The organism is Trichococcus collinsii (genome assembly GCF_900107505.1).
GTDB lineage: Bacteria > Bacillota > Bacilli > Lactobacillales > Aerococcaceae > Trichococcus > Trichococcus collinsii.
Genome location: NZ_FNQH01000010.1, coordinates 1 through 20586, shown reverse-complemented (window position 1 = coordinate 20586; position 20586 = coordinate 1). Strand labels below are relative to the sequence as shown.

The window sequence follows — 20586 nt, the reverse complement described above, 5'->3', positions numbered from 1 at the left end:
CCTTAAAAGTCTCAGACGGCAATCCTGTCAGGGAGGGAATTTCAGAATGAAAACAGTCATTTTAGCCGAAAAATCATCGCAGGCAGCTGCCTACGCGAGCTCTTTCCAAAAGAAGGCGACGGTTGCCGGGAACTACATAATCCAGGACAGCCTGTTCGATGGCGAAACGGTCATCGTGCATGCATCCGGCCATCTGTTGGGCTTGTTGCAGCCTGAAGAATATGATCCGAAATGGAAAAAATGGAGCCTGGACCACTTGCCGATTTTCCCGGAAAACTATAAATACAAGATCCAATACGGAAAAGGCAAGCAGATGGCGAACATCAAACAGCAGCTCAAGGAAGCGGACCGCATCATCATCGCCACCGACTCGGACCGCGAAGGGGAAAATATCGCCCGTTCGATCATCCGGCACGCCGGCGCAGAAAAGAAGGAAATGAAGCGCCTCTGGATCAACAGCCTGGAATCCAATGAAATCCGCCGCGGGTTCAGCGAATTGCTGGACGGGAAGGATACGTACCCATCCTACATCGAGGCCCAAAGCCGGGAAATCGCCGACTGGATAGTTGGGATGAATCTGAGCCGGCTGTACACCATTGCGATCCAGAAGGCCGGAATCAAAGAAGGGGCTTTTTCGGTCGGCCGCGTGCAGACACCGACGCTTTTCATGATCTATAAGCGCATGAAGGAAATCGCTGCTTTCAAGGAAGAGACACATTACGAGTGTTTGGCACGGATCACGGTCACCAACGGGACATTCGAAGCGAAGTATCAGCATGAATTTGAGTCCAAGCAGGAAATGAAAGCCTTCATCGCGGCGCACGGATTGGCGGCTGAGATGCCTGCCGTCATCAAACGCTTCGAAGCCAACGAGAACAAACGCGAGTTTGCGCCGCGTCTGTATTCGCTCAGCGATCTTCAGCGGGCAGCCAATGCCAAATTCAAGATGGGCGCGAAAGACACATTGGCAACCGTGCAGTCTTTGTATGAAGCAAAGCTGCTTTCCTATCCGCGGACGGACGCGACGGTCATCACCAAAAATGAATTTGCCTACCTGAAGGACAATCTTTCCGGCTACCTGGGCATACTGGGCCATACCATCGACAAGCCTAATCTGACTCCGCGCAAAAAATATGTCGATGATGCCAAAGTGCAGGAGCATTATGCCATCATCCCGACGAAAAAGGTGCCGGATCAGGCCCGGATCGCGAAATTGAATGCGAACCAGCAGAAAATCTATGATCTCGTCCTACGCCGGACGATGGCGATGTTCGAAGAAGACTTCATTTACGATGAACCGACCATCACTACCGATATAGGCGGACTGGACTTCGTGGCATCCGGTAAGATCATCAAGAATCTCGGATGGAAGAAGCTGGAAGGCAACACAAAGAAAAAAGGCGAACCTGAGGACAAAATCCTGCCGATGGTTACGGTAGGGGAAACCGGAACAGCCGTTTTGGCCACAAAGGAGAAGAAGACCACCCCTCCGAAGCCTTACACAGAAGGCACGCTGATTGCAGCCATGAAGAACGCCGGAAAAGAAGTGGAGGATGCCGAAGACAAGGCAATCCTGAAGGAAACGCACGGTATCGGAACGGAAGCGACCCGTGCTGGTGTCATCGAAAACCTGAAGGACAGGGGCTACATAACCGCTTCGAAGAATCAGCTCGCGATTACCGAAAAGGGAACCCTGCTTTGTGAGGCCGTGGCCGGCAACAAGATGAGCGATGTCGCCTTCACGGCCGAATGGGAAAAATATCTAGCAAAAATCCATAAAGGCGAGGGTGATCAGGACTATTTCCTGGATAACATCAAACACTTCGTTATGGAAATCCTAGGCACCAAGAACGAGATGCTGCAGTCCGAAGGGATCGCGGAGCGCATCGATGCTGCAGGCGATGGTGCGGTCGTCGGTGTTTGCCCGGTCTGCGGGAAAGAAGCGATCATCAAGGGGAGTTACCTCCAATGCCAAGAATACGGTGAGGCATGCGCATTCCGGATTTCCCGCTATATCGCCCGCCGCTATCTATCTCCGGAGGAAGCGAAAGAACTCTTGTCCCGAAAAGAAACGAAGCGCCTTTCCGGTTTCAAGAAAAAAGACGGCAAGAGTTTTTCGACGGCTTTGTTGTTGGGGAAAGACGAAGCAGGCAATTATGCCGTTTCCTTCAAACCGTTCGCTCCGAGCAAGAAAAAGCCGGTGCGCAAAAAAATACAATGAACCTAAAAAGGTATCCGGGAAATTGATTCCCGGATACCTTTTCTGATTTTTTAGCCTAAATATTCTGATTCATCCATCAATTTCACGGCGGTGCCGCTGCAGGTGACCATCAGCATGCCGTTATCGGCTCCCAGCACTTCATAATCCATCTTCATGCCGACGATGGCGTTTGCGCCTTTTGCGGATGCGCGGCTTTCCATTTCTGACAAGGCGTTTTCACGTGCCACAGTCAATTCATCCTCGTAGCTCTTTGAACGTCCTCCAACGATATTGCGGATGCCGGCTCCGAAATCCTTGAATACGTTGATGCCTGTGATGACTTCTCCGAAAACGATGCCTTGATAGGCAGTGATTTTTTTGCCCTCGATATGGGCTGTTGTTGTAATAATCATGTGACTTACCATCCTTTCTCCTAACGGTGAAACAATCAGTTCAACAAATCGATTATAACTTTCTGGTGATGCCTTCATTATATCAAAAGTCAGGCTTGAAAAGATACAAAAATCTACCATCTTGGTGGCCGTTGGGCAGAAAAATGTTACAGGCAAGAGTGTACAGATTGTCCCTTAGTGGTAAAATTATGGAAGACTCGAAACAGAAGGGAATGTTACCATGAAATTTGAAAAAATTCACCATGTGGCGATCATCGCCTCCGATTATGAGGCTTCCAAAGCATTCTACACAGAAGTGTTGGAATTGCCTATCATCCGCGAAAACTACCGGGCAGACAGGGATTCTTATAAATTAGATCTCAAGCTGGGGGAGAGCGAAATCGAACTGTTCTCTTTTCCGAATCCACCCGAGCGCCCCAGCGGTCCGGAATCAGTAGGTCTGCGCCATCTGTGTTTTTATGTGGAGGATGTCGAAGCTACTGTTGCTGAATTGAACCGTAAGGGCGTGGAGACCGAGCCGATCCGCTTGGATGACTATACGAACAAGAAATTCACTTTTTTCAAGGATCCGGACGGTTTGCCGCTGGAGTTGCATGAATAAAGCATAGCTGAAACGGGGAGTGTCTCATTTGAGACGCTCCCTGTTTTTTCCTCCAGTGCCGGCGAAGCCTGCGTTCACCGGAGTTCGGAGCCCATGTAGCAGTTCGAGGCCTCACATCCATCTCTTTAAATCCGTAATTTGTAAACACAAATATTAAATAGGTATTTACAACGAAAGAGAAAGGGGTTACAATATGAAAAAGAGAGTTGGAGGAGGCAACTCAATCATTAAACAGAACAATCAGAACAAACAGTCTAGGAGGAAAAAGAATGGAAAATGCGAAGTGGATTGAACGTTTGAATATGATCGCCTATAAGATCAATGATTTGAAGTACATCATCGCAATCAAAAATGCCTTTTCAATGTTGTTGCCTGTCATCATCACCGGTGCTTTTGCCACTTTATTTTCAAACATGGTGTTCGATTCGACGAATGGATTGGCCCAGTTCGAGGCTTTACGCTTCTTGGAACAAATGAAACCGATTACGCAGGCGATCAACTACGCTACCATGAATCTGATGACGATCAGTGCGGTCTTTCTGATCGGGATCGAAGTCGCCAAGCTGAACAAAGTCTCCGATCATTTCGCTGGTCTTTTGGCGGTCATCAGTTATATCGCGACCATCCCGACAGCAATCGAAGTTCTATTTGAAGAGACGCCGGTTCCGGTGACAAATGTCCTTTCCAGCAATTATACAGGGTCACGCGGCTTATTCCTGGGCATGTTCATCGCCATCTTATCCGTTGAACTTTATACCTGGTTGAGTAAACAGGATAGATTGAAAATTACCATGCCGGATACGGTCCCTACAAATGTTGCCCGCGGCTTCTCTGCTTTGATTCCGACTATTTTGACGGTTTCGCTGATTGCGGCAGGTGCCCATCTGATTTTCATGATCACGGGATTGACTTTGTATGACATCATTTATACGACAATTCAAGCGCCGCTTGCGAAAGTCGTTCAAGGCTTGCCGGGTATCCTGTTGCTGATGTTCGTATCGCAGATTTTTTGGGTGATCGGGATCCACGGTAACCAAATGATAAAACCGATCCGGGAGCCGATTTTGTTGGCTGCCATCGCTGAAAATACAGCCGCTTTTGAAGCCGGCAAAGAAGCTCCAAACATCATCAACATGCCGTTCTGGGATATGTACATGAGCATGGGTGGTTCCGGCGTAACGATCGGTCTGCTGATCGCCGTCTTCATGGTTTCGAAACGCGCCGATTTCAAGGAAATCGGCAAGCTGTCTGTTGGCCCCGGGCTATTCAACATCAACGAACCACTTATTTTTGGCATGCCGATCATGCTGAACCCGATAATGGCGATCCCGTTCATCTTGACGCCTCTGGTTACAGGCACAATCGGTTACTTCGCGACAGCAATCGGATTTGCCGGTAAGGCGGTCGTGATGGTTCCTTGGACAACGCCACCATTAATCAGCGGCTATCTTGCGACAGCCGGCAGCATGGGAGCGGTCGCTACGCAACTGATTTGTATCGCTGTTTCCGTGTTGATCTATCTGCCGTTCGTGAAGGCAAGCAATCGTGCGCTTGCTGTCGAACCAGAAATCGAAAACAAATCAGAAGTATCAGCAGCTGTCGAATAATGAAAGATCTGAACAGAAAGGGGAATGAGGAATGTTAAAAAATATACCTGAAGGATTTATCTTGGGAGCATCTTCTTCTGCATGGCAGACGGAAGGTTGGAAGGGCAAAAAAGAAGGGCAGGATTCCTACCTGGACATGTGGTATAAAGAGGAACCTTTCGTATGGCATGAAGGCTATGGACCGGCTGGAGCAACCTCATTCTATGACCGCTATCACGAAGATGTGGCCATGATGAAAGAAATCGGTCTGACGCATTACCGGACATCGATCAACTGGGCGCGCTTCTTTACGGATTATGAAAATGCGGTAGTCGATGAAGATTATGCCCAACACATCAGCGATGTCGTGGATGCGCTGCTTGAGGCCGGCGTAGAGCCGATGCTTTGCCTGGAGCATTACGAAGTCCCGGCCTATTTGATGGAGAAATATGATGGCTGGAGCTCGAAGCATGTCGTTGATCTCTATGCGAAATATGCCGAAATAGCCTTTGAACGCTATGCTGATCGCGTCCAGCATTGGTTCACTTTCAACGAGCCGGTTGTCATCCAGACGCGCATCTACCTAGATGCCATCCGTTATCCGCATGAGCAGGATACGTCGAAATGGATGCAATGGAATTTCAACAAGGTGATTGCTACGGCACGGGCAGTCCAGATTTTCCATGAAAAAGGCTACAACGGTCAGATCGGAGCCATCCTGAATCCGGAAGTGACCTACGCGCGTTCTTCATCACCGGCGGATCAAAAGGCCGCCCGGATGTACGATCTGCTTTATAACCGTATTTTTCTGGATCCATTGGTGAAGGGGGAGTATCCCGATGAGTTGTTCGATGTGCTTGCAAAGCACGCAATTCCATTTGAATACTCCGAAGAGGAACTGCTTATCATCAAAGAAAATACGGTGGACTGTCTCGGGATCAATCTGTATTTCCCGAAACGGGTCCGGTCGCCTCGTTACGAGTGGAACAAGGAGACACCGTTCCATCCGGAATACTATTATGAAGAGTTTTCCTTGCCTGGCAGAAGGATGAACACTTCGCGCGGTTGGGAAATTTTCCCGCAGATCATGTATGATATGGCCATGCGCCTGAAATCCGAATACGGCAATATCCCGTGGTTCATTGCGGAAAGCGGGATGGGCATCGAGCAGGAGGAGCGCTTTGCGGACAGCAGAGGCACCATTCAGGACGATTACCGCATCGCCTACATCACAGAGCATTTGAGTTCCTTGTTGGATGCTGTCCAGGACGGGGCAAACTGCAAGGGTTATATGCTGTGGGCCTTTACGGATTGTGTCTCGCCGATGAATGCCTTCAAGAACCGCTACGGGCTCGTACGCATCGATCTGGAGGACGACCTGAAGCGTTCCTTGAAGCAGTCGGGCTATTGGTATCGGGATCTTATCCAAAGAAAACGACTCGAAGTGGACGAGCATACGTACAAGTGACTGTTGCTATTCCTGTTGCATAATGGCCAGTTGTCTATGTTATAATCAACAAGGAGATATTTGTAAATACAAATTTCCAAATCACGTAGATAAGTGGTGAAGGACATGGCAAAATACAAAGAAGTCGCAAATGAAATCAGAAAAAGAATCAAAAGCGGAATGTATAACTCCGAAGAAAAAATTCCCGATCAGGAGTCCTTGGCGAAGGAATTCGGCACCAGCCGCGTGACGGTAAAGAAGGCGTTGGACCTTTTGAGTGTCGCGGGATTGGTGTACACAATCCAAGGTTCGGGGACCTATGTTAAGAAGAATGCGGTCAATCGGGCTGAGCAGAGCATCCAAATCGGCCAGAACGTCGGCCTGACCGCTGCGGCCGGAGAGCGATTGGAACTGAAGACGGAAGTGCTTGACTTTAACGTTCGCTTCCCGGATGAGGAAGAATGCAATCAGCTGAGCATCACGAAAGAAGAACCCGTCTATGACATCAAACGGCTGCGGATACTGGATGAAAAGCCGTATTCTTTGGAGCATACAATCATCCCGATCACTCTGGCACCGAACATCACGAAAGAAATTCTGAACCGCTCCTTGTATGATTATCTTCAAGGGGATTTGGGCATCATCTTTGGCGACAACCGACAGACCGTCCGAGCGGTCAAACCGGACGATAACGACAAGCAATATCTGCATTGTTCCAATGAGGATCCGGTCCTTGAAGTCAGCAAAGTCATGTTCCTGGAAAGAGGAACCCCATTGGAATATTCAATCGTGCATCACCGCTATGACATGGTGGAGATGTCCTTCGTCAACGTCAGCAGAGAGGGACTGTTGGGATAATGGAACGGACAATGAAGTTGCGCGGCAACTTTCGTTGTCCGTAATTGCTAGGAATAAAGTATTCAGAATCCAAAAATGCATTACCGTAGGTACCCAAAGGGATTGCAAAGTATTCTGCGCATCCTAAAATAGTGGCTAGCTGAACGGGTTCGTTCAGCTTTTCGCGTAAAAGCTATGCTTTCAATAATGAAAACGCTATAATAAGTATATTAAATTATTGAGGTGATGACATGTATCAACCGGCACAAAACAGATATGACAAAATGATCTATAACCGCGTAGGCAACAGCGGTCTGAAACTGCCTGCCATCTCTCTAGGGCTTTGGCATAACTTCGGCGAAGTGGACCTGTTCGACAATTCCCGCAAAATGGTCCAACGCGCCTTCGATCTGGGCATCACCCATTTCGATTTGGCGAACAACTACGGTCCACCTCCGGGAAGCGCGGAAGAAACATTCGGCAAGATTTTGAAAAAGGACTTCCTGCCTTACCGGGATGAACTGATCATTTCCAGCAAGGCCGGCTATGATATGTGGCCCGGCCCATATGGGGAATGGGGCTCCAAAAAGTATTTGACGGCGAGTCTTGATCAAAGTCTGAAACGGATGGGGCTTGATTATGTGGATATCTTTTATTCGCATCGTCCTGATCCTGAAACACCATTCGAAGAAACTGCGCAAGCATTGGATCTGATGGTCCGTCAAGGGAAAGCCCTGTATATCGGCATTTCCAGCTATTCTGCGGAGCAGACTACTGAAATTACAGCCATATTCAAAGACTTGAAGACGCCGTTCATCATCCACCAACCAGCCTACAACATGTACAACCGTTGGATTGAGGATGGTCTACAGGATGTTCTGACGGCCAACAAGTTGGGCACTATCGCCTTCAGCCCGTTGGCGCAAGGCATGTTGACCGACCGCTATCTGCATGGCATTCCGGAAGATTCACGTGCCGGCAGATCTTCTTCACCATTCCTGAATGCGGAAGGGGTGCAAGAAACCATCGAGAAATCACGCGCACTGAACGAAATTGCGCAAAGACGCGGTCAGACCTTGGCTGAGATGGCCGTTGCTTGGATTCTCCGCGATGGAAAAGTCACAAGCGTACTAATCGGGGCCAGCAGAGTGAGCCAAATCGATGATAACGTAAAAGCGCTGGAAAACCTTGATTTCACCAATGAAGAATTGGATGAAATCGAAGCGGTATTGGCAATATAATCAAATAGGAATAGTCTCCCGAAGCGGTGCAACGCATCATTTCGGGAGGCTTTTTTGTTTTTCAAACATCGTAATTGCCTCAGTATACAGGCATCATGAACAGAAAATAGTATTACTATTTTGCATAAATCTGCTTGCAGACAATCAGAATGTTGGGTAAAGTGGATAAGTACGCCCGGATTGTTCATCGTCAACAATTCAATCGGGCAAGTATCGTTATCGATAGAAAGGGGAAGTGATATGAAAGACAGAAGAAAGGGACAAATCGGACTTATTTTTGTGACGATGATATGGGGTTCGGGATTCGTCGTGAGCGCCATATCGTTGGAGTATTTTTCCCCATACCAAATATTGACCATGCGTTTTTTGTTGGCATTCATTCTGATGGGGGCAATTTTTTTCGGCCAGCTGAAGCATGCGACCAAAAAGACTTATCTGAAAGGCATCGGTCTCGGAAGCATCCTTTACTTGGCTTTCTTATTTCAGACGGTAGGACTGGTCTATACGACACCTTCAAAAAATGCCTTCCTTACCGCCTTCAATGTCGTGTTGGTGCCGTTCATAGGTGCCCTTTTTTTCAGGAGGAAAGTGACTGCCCCAGCCATCGTGGGCGCGCTGTTGTCGATCGGCGGCATCACCGTCATTTCGATGACCGACTTCCACACCGTAAACTTCGGGGATATGTTGACGCTGGTTTGCGCTCTGTTGTTCGCTTTGCAAATCATCTTCACAAACCGGTTCGTGCTGGGCGAAAATATTTATGCACTGACGACCATCCAGATGGGCACAGCCGCTTTGTTGGGAGTGATTGTATCGCTTGTAAGGGGAGAATTCGTTTTGCCGGAAGCCGGAGAAGGCTACTTTTCCATCTTTTATTTGGGGACGGTCAGCACGATGCTGGGCTTTCTGATCCAAACGGCCTCGCAGCAGTTCACCAAAGAAACGGAAACAGCCATCATACTGTCGTTGGAGGCCGTATTCGGAATGGTCGCTTCCGCGCTTTTTCTGAAGGAAGAGATCACATTGCGGATGCTTATCGGAGCAGCATTGATTCTGGCTGGCGTATTGGTCGTGGAGCTGAAGCCTAAGACAACCTTGACAGACCGAAAATCCATTACGGATGTCTAAGGCTGATGGTACTGTCAATTTTTACGCTATCAACATGCAATAAAAGAAGGTGGACCGTAAATCATCCGGATTTGCGGTCCACCTTCCTTTGTTAGCAATCAGTCTTGGATTTCGAATTTGTAGATTGTTTTAGCTGAATAGACTTCATCCGGTCGAAGCGTTATGTCTCCGAAGCCTTCTTGGTTGATGGCATCAGGCAACGCCTGCGTCTCCAAGGTGATGCCGGCATATTGGATTACCGGACTGCCGGCGATTGTGTGCTTATCGATGGCGGCGTTGTGCATATAAATCACAACACAATCCTGATCCGTATACATTTTGACGGTTCGGCCAGATTCCGCATCGCTGAGGATCGCATCAGGGTTTCCATCATCGTGTTGCAATAGGAAAGGGTGATCGAAGCCGGCGACTTTTTGTGTCTGCGGATGGCTCTGCTCAGCTGCAACTGCAAGTTTTCCGCCGTTGTGGAAATCAAAAGGGGTCCCTTCTGCCGGCAATAAGGCCCCGGTGGGAAGGTTGCCTTCGCCTAATTCGGCAAAAGCGGCGCTGTTCAGTTGCAGATCATGCTGCAGGATCGGTTTGTTGATGTCCCCACTCAGGTTAAAATATACATGGTTGGTAGGGTTGAACAAGGTCGCCTGATCCGTCGTTGCTCGATAAGTGACTTTCCATTCGCTATCGGCAGTGAGCGTATAGCTGACCGTTACCGAAAGTGTTCCGGGATAGCCATTGGCACCGTCTGCATCGGTCGTTGTGAAATGGATGCTCGCTTCATCAGCGGATGCCTGGATTTCTGCGTCCCAGACATGCGTATCCAATCCGGTTGGGCCGCCGTGCAGTTGATTGCCTCCTTCATTCACAACCAATTGATGCGCGATTCCGTCCAAATCAAAAGTTCCTTTGGTAATGCGTCCGGCGATCCGGCCGATGGTGGCTCCGTAATACGGACGATGTGTTACGTAATCATCCAAAGAATCCATTGCCAAAATAACGTTCTCCGTCTTTCCGTTTTTATCAGGCATCAAAAGTTCCGTGATGGTGGCGCCGTAGGTCATCGCTGTAAGGGATATGCCGTTCGGATTCGTCAAGGTATAAGCCACAACATTTTTTCCGTGGGCTTGCCCGATTATTACTTCAGATACTTTCATTTTGTTTCCCCTCTCGTGGTTGCTTAAATTTGAGCGAATGCAGACATCCGCTGTATTTTTCTCTGAAATTGTAGATAAGTTTCCACTCCATTGTAAGCGTTTGAATTTTGCAAAGCAACAAAAACAGTAAAATATTTTATAATTTAAGTAAATTTTTACTTGCATTTGTAACTTAATCAAAAAAAGTGCCGAATTTCAGCAAAAAATGCCTGAAAAACATGATTCCGGCAACTGAAAGCGGTATAATAGAAGGAAGTGCGGGAATGCTGGATCATGACAAATCGGACGTCTTTTCATGTTGGTTCCGAGGGTAGCAACGCACGCGAAAACTAACCAATTGGAGTGAGATATCTATGCTAGTAGGTGGAATTGAAGCAGGCGGAACAAAATTTGTGTGCGCCGTCGGAAATGAAAAAAATGAGTTGTTGGAACGGGTCGCTTTCCCGACGACTACGCCGGAAGAAACATTGGAGCAGGTGTTTGCTTTTTTTGATCGTTTTGATTTAGCTGCAATCGGAATCGGTTCCTTTGGGCCAATCGACGTCAACGCAGACTCGGAAACATATGGCCACATCCTCTCTACGCCAAAGTTGGCCTGGAAAGATTTTGATTTCCTGGGTGCCATGAAAGCAAGATATGCTGTTCCGATGGGATGGACGACTGACGTGAACGGTGCAGCCTTGGGCGAATCTGCTCTGGGGGCTGCAAAAGGGATGAAGAACATCATGTACATCACGATCGGTACAGGTGTTGGAGCCGGTGCGATCGTCGATGGAAAAATCCTGCAGGGCATCGGACATCCGGAAATGGGGCATATGCTGGTGCGTCCGCATGAACATGACCATTATGAAGGTTTCTGCCCTTACCACGGCAATTGCCTTGAAGGTATGGCTGCCGGTCCATCAATAGACGGACGGTTGGGTAAAGCCGGTAAAGATGTTGAACCTACCGACGCAGTCTGGGATTACATCGCTTATTATATCGCTCAAGCTTTGGAAGCTTATACAGTCATCCTGCGTCCAGAACGCATTGTATTGGGCGGGGGCGTCATGAAAGTGCCTGGTATGCTTGATAATATCAAAGTGAAATTTACGAAGCTGCTTGCCGACTATGTGCCGGTCCCTGCTGTGGATGATTATCTGGTGCTGCCAGGGTTAGGCGATGATGCCGGTATTACCGGTGCGATCATCCTGGCGAATGAAGTAAAAGCATAATAAACGATCGAATCAGCAACAGAAAAAGCGGCCCTTCCTGACGAAGCTATCGTCAGGAAGGGCCGCTTTATTATTATTCTCAGCTGTTTTTCGGTCCGGGATTGGACGCCACCAGTTCCATGTTGCCGGATAGGGACCAAGCCGAAACGGTCGCAGGCAAGATGAAGTGGTCGCCTTTTTGCAACGGATAGGTTTTTCCGGCGACAGTCAGGCTGCCGTTGCCTTCAATGACGCTCGCCAAGGTGTAGGGAGCAGTTTTTTTGAAGACCATTTCCGAAAGGATGTCCCATTTATAGACAGTGAAATAGTCGCTTTCGATGTAAGTCGTCACGGTATTTCCGTCCACTGTGGTTGTTTCGAAATGGTTCGCAGGATCCTTATGCGGAATCATCGACACATCGATGGATTGTTGGATGTGCAAGTCACGGGTTTTGCCTTGATCATCCTTGCGGTCGAAGTCGTAGACGCGGTAAGTCGTGTTGCTGCTTTGTTGCGTCTCCAGAATCGTGATGCCGCCGCCGATGGCATGGATCGTCCCGCTCGGTACGAAGAAGAAGTCGCCCTTTTTCACTTTGATGTGGCGCAGCAAGGTATCCCAGTTGCCTTCCGCAATCATTTCTGAAAACTGCTCTTTGGTTTGGGCATTGTGTCCGTAGATAATTTCGGAATCGTCATCGGCATCAATGATGTACCAGCATTCGGTTTTTCCCAACTCGCCTTCATGCTTCAGACCGTATGCGTCATCGGGATGAACCTGGACGGATAAGGCTTCCGCAGCGTCGATGATTTTGGTCAGCAACGGGAAGACGGGCGAAGTCGGATTTTCGAACAGCTCAGGATGCTCTGAGTAGAGGACATCGAGTTTGGTGCCGGCGTATGGACCGTTTTCCACGGCTCCGGTGCCATCGGGATGGGCGCTGATGGCCCAACATTCACCGGTATGGTCGCTGGGGATGTCGTAACCGTAGATGTCACGCAGCTTGGTGCCACCCCAGATTTTTTCTTGCAGGACAGGTTGGATGAACAATGGCTCTTGCATATTTTTCCTCCTAATATTTATATTTGTTATTGTTTAATAATATCCGTGATGGTGTAGGAACGAGTATCGAAGCGGCTGCGGGAAGTCGAGTATTCGAAAGGAATCCCGTTCGTGAGATAAACGACCTGTTCCACTTCAAGGATCGGAGTATTCGCATCGCATTCCAGTTCATGCCAATCCAGTTCATTGGATCGGTCAGCGTGGATTTTTCGGTAGGCTCCGCCGATTTTCAGCCCTAAGGTATCACGGATATGGTCGTAGATGGAACGGTGTATGATGTCCTCCGTCAGGTCCTTCACCAATCCAGCCACAAAGTAGGTGTCTTCAAGTATATACGGTTTGTCGTCGATAATCCGTAGCCGCTGCAGATGATAGACAGGCTGATTATCTTCCAGCATCAACAAGGCTTGGATGGTCTTGGGAGGGAACATGATATCAAAAAGGATGATTTTGCTCTTTACAGTCTTGTTCGGAAACTGTTTGGATAAGCCAGCATATTCATCTGCTTTGGAATCTCCGCTGTTCCAGAGGGCACTCTTGATGACGAAGGTCCCGACACCCCGTTTGCGGAAAATCAGTCCCTCCATTGCGATCATGTCGATGGCTTTCTTTAAGGTCATCCGGCTGACACCGAATTCTTCCGCCAAGGCGATCTGGTCCGGGAGCATTTCATCTTCCGCGTATTCGCCATCAGCGATGCGGCGCCGCAGTTCATCCGCTATTTCTTCATATTTTTTCATTACAGTCGATCCTCCCGGAAATTACACGATTTCATTCCCCATTATACCGTAATGGCTAGACTTGAAACAAGTTAACCTTTACATTTGGCTGATTAAGGAAAGGCAAATGGCCCGAAGCAGGTTGCCTCGGGCCATTTGCTCGAAAAATCAGAGAATGCAGTTTCCGGAATGAATCAGCTTAGTTTTTTGATTGCGCGCCTTGCAAGGAAGTGCGGTCAGGTGCTTGCTCATTATCTTCGACAGTGAGTGCCAAATTCGCTTTATCAACAACCTTCAGGAATGGATACCACATCACTCCGACGATTGCGAAGTCGATCAGCTGAAGCACGCCGCCCATAACCGAGTTGGTGGCCATCATACCGCTGAAGAACAACGGAACAGTCCAAGGAACCGTTACGCCTGTTGGAGTAGGGAACAAACCGGATGCCATCGACAAGTAATTGACGGTCGTTACGATCAGCGGTGTCAACACCCAAGGGATCAGGATAGAGGCATTCAATACGATCGGCAAGCCGAAGATGACTGGCTCGTTTACGTTGAATATACCAGGTCCGATCGCAAGACGACCGATGTCTTTCATTTGTCTGCTCTTCATGACGAAAGCCATCAAGATGACTACCATCAATGTCATACCGGAACCGCCCAGGCCGACAGTGAATGTCTCCATGAAAGGTTTCGTGATGATATGCGGCAGTGCTTCGCCGGCTTTAAAAGCATCGAGATTTTCCAGAGCCAAGGTGTTCCAGATCGGATCCATAACGGAGTTGACGATGATTTGACCGTGAAGACCGAAGAACCACAGGATTTGGACAAAAAACAAGGAAAGCAGGGTTGCGGGCAGGCCGCTGCCTAAACCTACCAACGGTTTTTGGATGACGGTGTAGACCACATCATGCAAGTTTGTCGTGAACACGCCGGAAACCAAGGCATTCACAAACAAAAAGATCGTTAATGTCGAAATGGCAGGGATCAGGGAAGCGAAAGAACGAGCTACGGCATCAGGAACACCTTCAGGCATTTTGATTACGATGCCTTTTTTCGTGATGCGCACATAGATTTCAGCCGCAAGGAAAGCAGCCAGCATCCCGATGAACATCCCTTTTGCGCCCAAGCGATCCAAGGACAGCGCGCCGCTTACTTCAGCGCCGTCTGCAGTCGTGAAGCTGAAAGGTGTCAAAATCAGATAAGAAGCCAGCGAAACAGCTCCACCGAAGATGCCGTCTTCATCATAGGAACGGGTCAGGTAATACCCGATACCGAACGTGATGAAGATCGTCATGATGGACATGGTCGCATTTTGGCCGTTTCCGAAGAGACCGCCCAGAGTGCCTTTCAAGTCATCGCTCCAGAAGGGCAAGTTGTTCAGCACCACTACGATCGAACCGAACATCGTCAGTGGGAAAGAAAGCATAAAAGCGTCACGCAATACTGCTAAGTATCTGTTTGAGCCGAGCTTGCCGGCAAGCGGAGTCAATTTTTCGGCTAAATTATCAATAAAATTATTCATTAATCATTTTCCTTTCCTGAAAACCTTATGCGTCAAAACCATTATTGTCAGAAACCTCTTTGAACCAGTAGCCACTTTTCTTAATTGTGCGTTTTCCTTCTTCTGCCAGATTAACCGCTATAAATCCGTAGCGATTTTTGTAGGCGTTGGTCCAGGACCAGTTATCCATGCATGTCCACATGTGGTAGCCTTTCACATTACAGCCCTCCTGCAACGCTTGATGGACATATTTCAGATGATTTTGGACAAATTCGATACGGTAATCATCATCAATCCTACCATCCGCGTTGATGTAGCGCTCTTCGCCTTCCACACCCATCCCGTTTTCGGAAATGAAGCACGGTCGGTTGCCGTAGTTGTCCCGGACATTGATCAGGCAATCGTAAATACCTTTTTCGTAGATTTCCCAACCGCGGTACGGATTCATTTTGCGTTCCGGCCAGATGTAATTGTCGAAGTAATCATCCGGCATCGGCTTGTCGGACAAACGTTCCTTGCTTTCTTTCTTCATGATGCGTCTTGGCTGATAGTAATTGATCCCCAGAATGTCGATGGTATTATGTTTGATGAGTTCTAATTCCGATGGCGTATATTCCGGTAGGTAATCCAATTCCTTCAACAGCGAAACCAAATCTTCGGGGAAGGTGCCTTTGATGGCAGGATCCAAGAAGGAACGGTTGAAGAAGGCATCAGCAAGATGGGCTGCCTTGACGTCTTCAGGATCATTCTCATTGCGCGGGTAACTAGGCGTTAGATTGAGGATGATGCCGATTTGCCCGTCAAAGTTCATTTCATGATAAATTTTGATGGCTTTCGCGCTGGCCAAAGTTTCGTGATAAGCAACTTGAACGGCTTTTTTCATGTCCACGACACTAGGGTAGTGGAATTGGTAGAGATAGCCGCCTTCAACCGGAACGATCGGTTCATTGTGGGTGAACCATTTTTTAACGCGATCGCCGAACAGCTCAAAGCAGATGCGCGCGTAATCCGCATAGGCATCCACGACTTCTTTGCTTTCCCAGCCTCCTTTCTGTTGTAATGACAACGGCATATCAAAGTGATAGAGATTCATGAAAGGTTCGATGTTGTTGGCCAACAGCTCGTCGATGTAGCTGTTGTAGAACGCCACCGCTTCCGGATTCACTGCGCCGATCCCATCCGGAATCAGACGGCTCCATTGAATGGAGGTTCGGTACGTTGTGTGGCCCGTTTTTTTCATGAGTGCTATATCTTCTTTGTAGCGATTGTATACGTAGGATGTGTCTTCAGGACCGACTTGATTGAAAAACAGTTCCGGGTTCTGCTTGTACCAGTGATCCCAGATGCTGTCCCCCTTGCCGTCTCCGGCAACCGTGCCCTCTGTCTGCGGTCCGCTTGCTGCCGATCCCCACCAAAAACCTGCAGGAAATTCGTATTTCATCTAAACAACTCCTTTTCCATGTCTATACATAACTTCAAATAGAATTATACAAAATAGAAAAAGAAAATGCAATCGATTTCAACGAAAAATATATATTTTTATTATTTTTCAATTATTTTCACGTTCTGACGAGAATTGAGGGGTTGATTATGGTATAAAGAGAACAAACAGGTTTGGAGGCGATAGGTGATGAAAATTGGAGTCATCGGGTTAGGGAACATTGCGCAAAAAGCGTATCTTCCGATCATGGTCGAGATGCAGGATGAGGTGGAATGGCATCTGTGCTCGCGAAACAAGGAGACGCTGGAAACTGTAGGGAAAAAATTTGGTTTCCAACATTTGTACACTTCGATTGAGGAATGGTTGGACAGCGGAATTGAGGCTGCCTTTGTGCACGTAGCTACCGTTGCCCATGCGGAAATCATCCGCAAGCTACTGGAGCGCGGCATTTCGGTCTATGTGGACAAGCCCATCAGTGCTGATCTGGAAGAAACAAAGGAACTAATCGAGTTGGCGGATGCCAAGGGCTTGTTGCTTACCGCGGGCTTCAATCGCCGTTTTGCTCCGATGGTGGAACGGTTGAAAGGGATTCCTGACAAAAAGATGATCCTGATCCAGAAAGATCGCGTGAAGAATGTTGAATCGGTCCGCTTCGCCGTCTACGATCTGTTCATCCATATCGCAGATGCCGCCTTGTATTTGTTGGATGATGAGGTGGTTTCGGTGCAATCGCATCTGGTCGAAAACGAAGGGGAATTGAAACGGCTATGGCTGATGCTCGAAACGAAGAGCACCACTTGTTTCGTTTCGATGAACTATGAAGCGGGAGCCAATCAAGAAGTCATGGAAGTTCAAAGTCCAGAAGGGATTGCACGCGTGCTGAATTTGACCGAAATGACCATCAAACAAAAAAATGGCAAGCAGGAAATTGCTTTCGGCGATTGGGAAGGGACACTCCGCAAAAGAGGATTCGAGCCATTGATCGATTCGTTTGTGGCGGGTGTAAAGGAACATACCAACCCCGTCTCCACAGAATCAAGCTACCTGAGCCATTCGCTGTGCGAGAAAATTCTTGCCGACAATGGATTCGGAAACAATCCAAACGAATAGAACGAGATTTTTGTAGGTACAAATTATACTTTAATGTTAATTTGTTCGTACATATCTGGTATAATATAAATCAGTAAGGCCTAGGATCATTAAATGGAGGTGAAGGATGACAAAAGATATGACTGCCGGCAGTCCTGCGAAGCTGCTTCTGCTGTTTTCGGTTCCGATGCTGATTGGGAATATATTCCAACAACTGTACAGCTTAGCGGATACGATTATCATCGGCAGGACATTGGGAGTGGACGGACTGGCGGCCATCGGATCGGTCGGCGGGGTGCTTTTTTTCATCCATGGATTCGGGATTGGAGTCACTTCGGGTTTAGGGATCGTCATCGCGCAGCGTTTTGGTACGAAAAATGAGGAACGAATCCGGAAGAGCATCACGATAAGCGTCTGGATTACGCTTGCCATAACGGTCCTCATCACCATCCTGAGCGTTTGGATGGCTGAGGAGATCCTGTTATTTATGGATACACCGGCAGAAATACGCAAGGAAGCCGAAGCTTACTTTTTGGTTTTGATGTGGGGTTCGGTGGCAATCATGGTATTCAATTTGTTGAGCAACATCCTGCGTTCACTTGGTGACAGTAAGCTGCCGCTGGTCATCCTGGTGATTTCTTCCCTATTGAATGTGGTGTTGGACTATGTGTTCATTGTCTGGTTTTCTATGGGAGTCGCAGGAGCAGCGTTTGCGACTGTTGCGGCGCAAATGTTCGCAAGTTTTCTCTGTTTCATATACATAAGGAAGAAAATGGCCATTCTGCGCTTTTCCAAAGAAGATTGGCGCATGCACCCAGCAGACTTCTCTTTGCCATTGAAAATTTCGCTTCCAATCGGTCTGCAAGCCTCTATCATTTCGATCGGTCTGATTGTATTGCAGAAAAGTCTGAATGGCTTCGGACCGGAAGCTGTCGGTGGATATGCCATCGCCCAAAAATTGGACATCATGGCAACATTGCCGATAGCCTCCATCGGGATCGCGATGGCGACTTTCGCAGCCCAAAACTACGGGGCCGGATTGTATTCGCGTATTTGGGAAGGCGTGCGCATCGGTTTGCTGCTGTCTTTTGGCTACAGCCTTGTTTTAGGAGGGGGGCTTTTGTTCTTCGGGACGGATATCATTCGGCTGTTGTTCAATCAGAATGATCCGGCTGTATTGGCATATGCGCATACGTATTTTATTGCGACGGCCAGCTTCTATCTTGTATTGACGACTTTGATCATTTTACGGTATACACTGCAAGGTGTAGGCGACAACGCCGCGCCTACCTTAGGGGGTGTGATGGAGATGGTCGCGCGCGTGCTCGTTCCGTTGGGATTTTCCAGTCTGTTAGGCTACCAGGCTGTCGCCTTTGCCAATCCCGTTGCATGGGTGGGGGCTGCTGTTCCCATGATGTACGCGTACCGTCAATTGAAAAAGAAATTGACTTTATTGGAAGAGAACAGACGCAAGGAAACTGAGGGTGACCGCTTGGTTGAATTGTCGGATTGATAATCCATTATTGCTGCATATCTAAGTTAATAAACTGATATAAACCGATTCGGAATATGTTATAATAAGATTAAATCATGATTATAAAAGTTGGTTGAGGAGTTCAATACTAGATTCACTATCTTAAGGAGGAAAAAAATGTTTGATCAAATTGATGAGTTAGCAGTTAATGCAGTACGTACACTTAGCATAGACGCCGTACAGAAGGCCAATTCAGGGCATCCTGGATTGCCTATGGGAGCGGCTCCGATGGCCTACGCGCTTTGGACAAAACATTTGAAAGTCAACCCTAAGAACAGTTTGTGGGCAGACCGTGACCGTTTTGTATTATCGGCTGGACATGGATCATCCATGTTGTACAGCTTGTTGCACTTATCCGGCTTCAATGTGAGCCTGGACGACGTGAAGAACTTCCGTCAATTCGGCAGCAAAACACCTGGACACCCGGAAGTGCATGACACGGACGGCGTGGAAGCGACGACCGGTCCATTGGGACAAGGGATCGCAAATGCGGTCGGGTTCGCAATGGCAGAAGCGCATTTGGCTGCTACCTACAACAAAGAAAACTTCCCGGTTGTGGATCACTATACGTACTTCCTGAACGGCGACGGCGATCTGATGGAAGGCATCTCCCATGAAGCAGCCAGCTTGGCTGGCCACCTGAAATTGGGCAAATTGATCGGTTTGTATGACTCCAACGACATTTCCTTGGACGGCCCGACTTCCAAATCCTTTACGGAAGATGTAGCTGCCCGATTCGAAGCGTACGGCTGGCAACATATTTTGGTGAAGGACGGCAATGATCTGGAAGCCATCTCCAAAGCCATCGAAGAGGCGAAAGCTGAAACCGAAAAACCGACTTTGATCGAAATCAAAACCATCATCGGCTTTGGTGCTCCTGATGCAGGGACGCACAAAGTGCATGGCGCTCCCCTGGGAGCGGAAGGCGTTGCCTTCGCTAAAGCGGCTTACGGCTGTGCAGATGAAGCTTTCTGCGTACCGGCTGAAGTGACCACCCGTTTCGATGAAACAATGGTTGCAGAAGGCCAACAGGCTGAAGCGGCATGGACTGCACTATTCAACGACTACAAAGCAGCTTATCCGGAATTGGCGCAACAATTCGAAGCTGCCATCGACGGTAAATTGCCTGAAGGCTGGCAAGACAAACTGCCGACTTATGAAGTGGGCAGCGCAGCTAAAGCAAGCCGTGTGACCAGCGCGGAAGCGATTCAAGCATTGGGTGAAGCTGTACCTTATTTCTGGGGCGGTTCTGCGGACTTATCGTCTTCAAACAATACAATGATCAAATCGGCAAGCGATTTTGAGCCGGGCAACTATGCCGGCCGCAACATCTGGTACGGCGTGCGCGAATTCGCGATGGCCGCTATCATGAACGGCATCGTTCTGCATGGCGGAACGAGAACGTATGTAGGGACATTCTTCGTCTTCACCGACTACTTGCG

17 protein-coding genes are annotated in these 20586 nt (G+C 48.3%); 11 read left to right on the top strand and 6 right to left on the bottom strand.

Features of this window, described 5'->3' with window-relative positions; genetic code table 11:
- The first annotated feature begins 46 nt into the window (after positions 1-46).
- Complete coding sequence (locus BLV66_RS14090) at positions 47-2221, top strand: type IA DNA topoisomerase (protein ID WP_086986698.1); 2175 nt, start codon at positions 47-49, stop codon at positions 2219-2221.
- Positions 2222-2271: 50 nt separating this feature from the next.
- Here BLV66_RS14090 and BLV66_RS14085 read toward each other — a convergent pair whose 3' ends face one another.
- On the bottom strand, positions 2272-2613 hold the full coding sequence (locus BLV66_RS14085; protein ID WP_086986697.1) for a heavy metal-binding domain-containing protein: 342 nt from the start codon (positions 2611-2613) through the stop codon (positions 2272-2274).
- A 220-nt stretch (positions 2614-2833) separates the two neighbouring features.
- Here BLV66_RS14085 and gloA2 point away from each other — a divergent pair, with 220 nt between their 5' ends.
- From gloA2 to BLV66_RS14055, 6 genes are all read left to right on the top strand, one after another.
- A complete protein-coding gene (gene gloA2, locus BLV66_RS14080) occupies positions 2834-3214 on the top strand; it encodes an SMU1112c/YaeR family gloxylase I-like metalloprotein (RefSeq protein WP_086986696.1) in 381 nt (126 codons plus the stop codon).
- 269 nt (positions 3215-3483) lie between these two features.
- Positions 3484-4821 (top strand): PTS sugar transporter subunit IIC, encoded by a 1338-nt coding sequence (locus BLV66_RS14075; protein WP_086986695.1) that lies wholly within the window; start codon positions 3484-3486, stop codon positions 4819-4821.
- Between the two features lie 31 nt (positions 4822-4852).
- Positions 4853-6268 carry a glycoside hydrolase family 1 protein gene (locus BLV66_RS14070; protein WP_086986694.1) on the top strand — a complete coding sequence of 472 codons (1416 nt, stop codon included), beginning with the start codon at positions 4853-4855 and terminating at the stop codon, positions 6266-6268.
- A 105-nt stretch (positions 6269-6373) separates the two neighbouring features.
- Positions 6374-7105, top strand: a complete 732-nt coding sequence (locus tag BLV66_RS14065) for a GntR family transcriptional regulator (protein ID WP_086986693.1) — start codon at positions 6374-6376, stop codon at positions 7103-7105.
- A 230-nt stretch (positions 7106-7335) separates the two neighbouring features.
- Positions 7336-8325, top strand: coding sequence for an L-glyceraldehyde 3-phosphate reductase (gene mgrA, locus BLV66_RS14060; protein ID WP_086986692.1), 990 nt, complete (start codon positions 7336-7338; stop codon positions 8323-8325).
- A gap of 240 nt (positions 8326-8565) precedes the next feature.
- A complete protein-coding gene (locus BLV66_RS14055; protein WP_086986691.1) occupies positions 8566-9453 on the top strand; it encodes a DMT family transporter in 888 nt (295 codons plus the stop codon).
- A 98-nt stretch (positions 9454-9551) separates the two neighbouring features.
- Here the strand turns inward: BLV66_RS14055 and BLV66_RS14050 are convergent, their stop codons facing one another.
- On the bottom strand, positions 9552-10601 hold the full coding sequence (locus BLV66_RS14050) for an aldose epimerase family protein (RefSeq protein ID WP_086986690.1): 1050 nt from the start codon (positions 10599-10601) through the stop codon (positions 9552-9554).
- Between the two features lie 353 nt (positions 10602-10954).
- Here BLV66_RS14050 and BLV66_RS14045 point away from each other — a divergent pair, with 353 nt between their 5' ends.
- Positions 10955-11815, top strand: a complete 861-nt coding sequence (locus BLV66_RS14045) for an ROK family protein (protein ID WP_086986689.1) — start codon at positions 10955-10957, stop codon at positions 11813-11815.
- 79 nt (positions 11816-11894) lie between these two features.
- On the opposite strand, the gene manA is transcribed toward BLV66_RS14045, so the two are convergent.
- From manA to gmuD, 4 genes are all read right to left on the bottom strand, one after another.
- Positions 11895-12854, bottom strand: coding sequence for a mannose-6-phosphate isomerase, class I (gene manA, locus BLV66_RS14040; RefSeq protein WP_086986688.1), 960 nt, complete (start codon positions 12852-12854; stop codon positions 11895-11897).
- Between the two features lie 26 nt (positions 12855-12880).
- Positions 12881-13594, bottom strand: a complete 714-nt coding sequence (locus BLV66_RS14035; RefSeq protein ID WP_086986687.1) for a GntR family transcriptional regulator — start codon at positions 13592-13594, stop codon at positions 12881-12883.
- 178 nt (positions 13595-13772) lie between these two features.
- Positions 13773-15101, bottom strand: coding sequence for a PTS cellobiose transporter subunit IIC (gene celB / locus BLV66_RS14030; RefSeq protein WP_086986686.1), 1329 nt, complete (start codon positions 15099-15101; stop codon positions 13773-13775).
- 25 nt (positions 15102-15126) lie between these two features.
- Positions 15127-16521, bottom strand: a complete 1395-nt coding sequence (gene gmuD / locus BLV66_RS14025) for a glycoside hydrolase family 1 protein (protein WP_086986685.1) — start codon at positions 16519-16521, stop codon at positions 15127-15129.
- Positions 16522-16710: 189 nt separating this feature from the next.
- Here gmuD and BLV66_RS14020 point away from each other — a divergent pair, with 189 nt between their 5' ends.
- From BLV66_RS14020 to BLV66_RS14010, 3 genes are all read left to right on the top strand, one after another.
- Positions 16711-17631 carry a Gfo/Idh/MocA family protein gene (locus BLV66_RS14020; protein ID WP_176974293.1) on the top strand — a complete coding sequence of 307 codons (921 nt, stop codon included), beginning with the start codon at positions 16711-16713 and terminating at the stop codon, positions 17629-17631.
- 106 nt (positions 17632-17737) lie between these two features.
- Positions 17738-19123 (top strand): MATE family efflux transporter, encoded by a 1386-nt coding sequence (locus BLV66_RS14015; protein WP_086986683.1) that lies wholly within the window; start codon positions 17738-17740, stop codon positions 19121-19123.
- Between the two features lie 138 nt (positions 19124-19261).
- On the top strand, positions 19262-20586 hold a 1325-nt coding region (locus BLV66_RS14010; protein WP_093114574.1), incomplete at its 3' end, for a transketolase family protein.

Excerpts from the sequence above, each read along its gene's own strand:
- gmuD (WP_086986685.1), bottom strand. The coding sequence starts at position 16,521 with ATGAAATACGAATTTCCTGCAGGTTTTTGGTGGGGATCGGCAGCAAGC.
- BLV66_RS14075 (WP_086986695.1), top strand. The coding sequence starts at position 3,484 with ATGGAAAATGCGAAGTGGATTGAACGTTTGAATATGATCGCCTATAAG.
- gloA2 (WP_086986696.1), top strand. The coding sequence starts at position 2,834 with ATGAAATTTGAAAAAATTCACCATGTGGCGATCATCGCCTCCGATTAT.
- mgrA (WP_086986692.1), top strand. The coding sequence starts at position 7,336 with ATGTATCAACCGGCACAAAACAGATATGACAAAATGATCTATAACCGC.
- BLV66_RS14055 (WP_086986691.1), top strand. The coding sequence starts at position 8,566 with ATGAAAGACAGAAGAAAGGGACAAATCGGACTTATTTTTGTGACGATG.
- celB (WP_086986686.1), bottom strand. The coding sequence starts at position 15,101 with ATGAATAATTTTATTGATAATTTAGCCGAAAAATTGACTCCGCTTGCC.
- BLV66_RS14015 (WP_086986683.1), top strand. The coding sequence starts at position 17,738 with ATGACAAAAGATATGACTGCCGGCAGTCCTGCGAAGCTGCTTCTGCTG.
- BLV66_RS14065 (WP_086986693.1), top strand. The coding sequence starts at position 6,374 with ATGGCAAAATACAAAGAAGTCGCAAATGAAATCAGAAAAAGAATCAAA.
- manA (WP_086986688.1), bottom strand. The coding sequence starts at position 12,854 with ATGCAAGAGCCATTGTTCATCCAACCTGTCCTGCAAGAAAAAATCTGG.
- BLV66_RS14090 (WP_086986698.1), top strand. The coding sequence starts at position 47 with ATGAAAACAGTCATTTTAGCCGAAAAATCATCGCAGGCAGCTGCCTAC.
- BLV66_RS14045 (WP_086986689.1), top strand. The coding sequence starts at position 10,955 with ATGCTAGTAGGTGGAATTGAAGCAGGCGGAACAAAATTTGTGTGCGCC.
- BLV66_RS14035 (WP_086986687.1), bottom strand. The coding sequence starts at position 13,594 with ATGAAAAAATATGAAGAAATAGCGGATGAACTGCGGCGCCGCATCGCT.
- BLV66_RS14070 (WP_086986694.1), top strand. The coding sequence starts at position 4,853 with ATGTTAAAAAATATACCTGAAGGATTTATCTTGGGAGCATCTTCTTCT.
- BLV66_RS14020 (WP_176974293.1), top strand. The coding sequence starts at position 16,711 with ATGAAAATTGGAGTCATCGGGTTAGGGAACATTGCGCAAAAAGCGTAT.
- BLV66_RS14085 (WP_086986697.1), bottom strand. The coding sequence starts at position 2,613 with ATGATTATTACAACAACAGCCCATATCGAGGGCAAAAAAATCACTGCC.
- BLV66_RS14050 (WP_086986690.1), bottom strand. The coding sequence starts at position 10,601 with ATGAAAGTATCTGAAGTAATAATCGGGCAAGCCCACGGAAAAAATGTT.